Below are 3,786 nucleotides of genomic sequence, written 5' to 3'. Positions count from 1 at the left end.
AGGTGCGGGCGCTGATCGCCCGCTACCACACCTCGCTCATCCTCGGCATCCGCTTCATGATCGGCCTGCGCATCGCCGGCCCCATCCTGATGGGCTGGGCGCGGGTCGAACCCTGGCGCTTCACCGTGCTCAATGCCGTGGGCGCCGCGATCTGGGCCGTGCTGGTGGCGGGGGCGGGCTATGGGCTCAGCAACGCCTGGGCGAGCCTGGCTCACCATCCCCAGGGCCGCGCCCTGCTCATCCTGTTGCTGCTGGCGCTGGCGGCTTTGGCGGTGTACCGCTGGCGACGCGCCCGCAGGCTCGCGCTCCCGCCCCGCTGAAGCCGGGCCGACTGATGCGACAAAGGGCTGTGGCAGGTCCCTGCCACAAACCCTGCTGCTCACGCACCGGCCGCCGCGGATGGCTCATGTGAACCCGGGCCCACATCCATGCCTTGCCGCCCCATGGCGCGGGCTGGAAATCGAATCTGGCCGGGTCAACAACTTGACCTGGCGGGTCACATCCTGACCCGTACGGCCACCAAGCCTGCCCCGCCTCTTCCGAGAAGCTTCAGAAATTCCGGAATAAAAGCAATAAATACAACGTTTTGAACAATTGGCACGGGGCCTGCAATAGGCTAGTCACGGATCGAGTCGTATGAACAGCCGGTCGAACCGGACTCCATCCCGCAACCCAAGACCTCATCAATCACTCAGTCAATCAAAGAGAAGGAACACCGCCATGAACAAGCAGAAAGGCTTTACCCTGATCGAACTCATGATCGTGGTGGCCATCGTCGGCATCCTCGCCGCCATCGCCATTCCCGCCTACCAGGACTACACCATCCGTGCCCGCGTCACCGAGGGCATGAGTCTGGCCTCCGCCGCCAAGACCACAGTTGCGGAAAACGCCATGTCAGGTACTGCGTTTGGCTTAGGCTGGACGACGCCTTCCGCAACCGACAACGTCACGTCGGTGGCGATCGCTTCCACCAATGGCGCCATTACAGTTACTTACACGGCAGCCGCGGGCAACGGGACGCTGATCCTGACCCCTACCGCAGGCGCGTCCACCGCCCTCGTTGCCGGCACTGCACCAACTGACGCCATCCAATGGGATTGCACGCTCGGTACTCTGGATGATCGCTACCGCCCGTCTAACTGCCGCTAAGCACATCGCCCAGAATAACGAAGCCAACCACCTTGCCCCCCAGGCGCTGCCTGGGGGGCTTTCTTTTGGGCGATCGCAGTCGATTTCATCGGCGTGGGACGCGGCGCGCCATGGCTGTTTTCCCGCCATCCCCCGCGCGCGGCTAAAGGCCCCGCGCGGAATGTCGAGAACCGTATCGATCCGCCCGTTGCAAGCACCCCAAGGACGCGCCGCCATGTATCCCCTGCCCGCCGAACGTTCACCGCCCCTGTGGCCCCTGGTGCTGGCCCTGGCAGCCACGCTTTTTTTCATGCAAAGCGAAGGTCAGTTGATCTTGCTGGCCATCGCGGTGGCGGCGCTGCTGTATGCCGCCGCGCGCGTCCTGTCCGAGCGCCGCGCCGCGGGCGCCGGAGGCGGGGCATCGGCGCTGGTCCTGACGGGCCCGGGGGGTCTGGGCATGGCATTGGCCCTCATGACCCTGGCCGTGCTGTTCGCCAGCGTCTCCTTCAGCACCCTGCCCTCCACCAGTTTGTGGTTCGCCTGGATCCTGGGCCTGTTCCCGCTGGGCTATCTCATCGGACTCGCGACGCTGGCGCGGCGCGCGCGCTGGGATCGGCTGGCGCTGGCCGCCGGCGCATTGTTCACCCTCATGGCCGCCTGGGGCGTGATCGAATGGCTTCGCTTGGGCAATCGCAGCAATGGGCCCTTCCTGGACTACAACGCCTTCGGCGCGTTGTTCTACCTTGCCGTGCCGCCGGTCTTCATTGCGCTGGCGCGGGCCCATTCGCGCCACGCCCGCACGGCCCTGGCGGGCTTCATCGCCCTGTGCCTGTGGGCGCTGTTCGCCACCGCCTCGCGCGGGGCGACCGGTATCCTGCTCCTGTTGCTGGCGCCGCTCCTCCTGGGCCTGTGGCGCTCGGGAACGCCCTGGCGCGCGCCGGCCGCGATACTGCTTATGCTGGTCGGGCTGGCCTACGGCGCAGTGCGCTATTTGCCCGAGAATCCGGTCACCCGCGAGGTGGTCGATCTCAGCGCGGATCAATCCACCCAGGATCGCCTCGCCATGTGGCGCGCCACGCTCGACATCTGGCGCGAGCGGCCGCTGACCGGCATGGGTCTCGGCAGTTACAAACTGCACTACCTACATCACCGCAGCCCGGCGGAGGTCACGTCCAGCGGCGATCTGGCCCACAACGACTACCTGCAGCTCCTCGCCGAGGGCGGGCCGCTGCTGCCGGCGCTCCTGATCCTGGCGGGCTTGGCCACGCTGCTCCTGGCCGCGCGGCTGTGGCGGCGGCTGGGTCCGATGCATGCCCCCGCGGAGCGGGCGGCGGCGCTGGCCGGTTGGGGCGCCGTCCTGCCGATCCTGGGGCTGTTTCTCCACGCCGGGGTCAACTTCATTTTCTACGTGGCGCCGCTGGCCCTGCTGGCCGGCCTGTACCTGGCGCGTGCGCGCTGGGCCGCCGGCCCGCTACCGAGCTGGCAGATCCATCTGCCCGCCAGTCCGCGGGTGTTGGGCGCGGCCTATGGCGCGCTGGCCAGCCTGGCCGTGGGGGCGATCAGCGTCGACTGGCTGGCATCCCAAGCCTTCGATGCCAACAACCACTGGCCCGTGTTTGCCGAACGCCGCGCCGACCCGCTCGCGCGTTACCGGATGGCTACCGCCTTTGCCGCTGTCCGGCCGAATCATCTCACCACCCAGCAGGAGCTGACCGCCGCCGCCATCGATCTGGCGCTGGCGGATCGCGACGGACCGGGCGGCGCGCTCTGGGCCGGCATGGCGCTGACCCACGCCCGCGACTGGATTGCCGCGGGCCAAGGCAATCCCTTTGTCTATGCCACGGTAGGCCAGTTGCTGTGGCTTTTCCCGAATCTCGCACCCTTTATGGGGCCTGAGTTTCCCGACCGGCCCGATGCCGTGCTGGCGCGCGCGGTGGACCGCGATCCCGCCAATCCGGCGCATCGCTTGATTCTGGCGCGCATCCTGGTGGCCCAAAAGCAACCGACCCCGGCGCTGCATGTGTTGTTGGACGGACTGCCCTGGACGCGCATCAGCATGACCCCGGAACGCTTAGCGGACACCCAGCGCTTGCTGCGCGAAGCGCTGACGCTGGCGGATACGACCGGTGATGCCGCCTGGGCGCAGGATCTGGCGCGCATGGTCGGCAGCTTCGATCCCGAGGACGCCACCGTGCGCCGCCTGCTGGCCGGCCCGGACTCATCCATCGCCGCGCCGCCCCGCGCCACCGCAGTGCCCCCCACGCCCGCCGCTGCCTCTGTCGCAGCCGCGACGGCGGCCCCAGGCGCGCCGTAGCCGCCCGCATTGCGCCCTCATCCCCATCAGCGCGAGGCCCCAAGGCCCGCGGCACGCCATCAGCGCCGCTGTCCACGGCATCGCGGCCTGGATGACCACGCCCTGCGCGCCTTTACGCAACAGGACAGCCACTGCCTCAAGCCCGCGCGCGCCCTGCCGATGCAGTCAACAAACCTGAATCAGGCACTTATTCGTGTCGATCCATTCTAATCTTCTACAATCTGATCCAGATCTATCTGTCCGTCGGGGTTCCCCATGAACATCGGTCACCGCATTCAACAAGCCCGCGAGAAAACCGGTATTTCGCAGACCCGCCTGGCCGAGTTGCTGGGGGTGACGCGCAG

General features: G+C 67.6%; 2 protein-coding genes and 1 pseudogene. All 3 read left to right on the top strand.

Going from position 1 to position 3,786, the window contains the following annotated elements; all coding sequences use genetic code 11:
- Positions 1 to 320: pseudogene (locus CYU89_RS12555) on the top strand (hypothetical protein); the annotation flags it as partial.
- A gap of 400 nt (positions 321 to 720) precedes the next feature.
- Positions 721 to 1,149 (top strand): pilin, encoded by a 429-nt coding sequence (locus CYU89_RS12550; protein ID WP_296281421.1) that lies wholly within the window; start codon positions 721 to 723, stop codon positions 1,147 to 1,149.
- 214 nt (positions 1,150 to 1,363) lie between these two features.
- Positions 1,364 to 3,442 (top strand): O-antigen ligase family protein, encoded by a 2,079-nt coding sequence (locus CYU89_RS12545; protein ID WP_296281420.1) that lies wholly within the window; start codon positions 1,364 to 1,366, stop codon positions 3,440 to 3,442.
- Positions 3,443 to 3,786 lie beyond the last annotated feature (344 nt).

The organism is Pseudoxanthomonas sp., from assembly GCF_002863005.1.
In the GTDB taxonomy this organism is placed as follows: Bacteria; Pseudomonadota; Gammaproteobacteria; order Xanthomonadales; family Xanthomonadaceae; genus Pseudoxanthomonas_A.
This window is presented reverse-complemented; position numbering and strand designations above follow the sequence as displayed.

What these genes read in the sequence shown, in the direction of transcription:
- CYU89_RS12545 (WP_296281420.1), top strand. Translation starts at nt 1,364, where the DNA reads ATGTATCCCCTGCCCGCCGAACGTTCACCGCCCCTGTGGCCCCTGGTG.
- CYU89_RS12550 (WP_296281421.1), top strand. Translation starts at nt 721, where the DNA reads ATGAACAAGCAGAAAGGCTTTACCCTGATCGAACTCATGATCGTGGTG.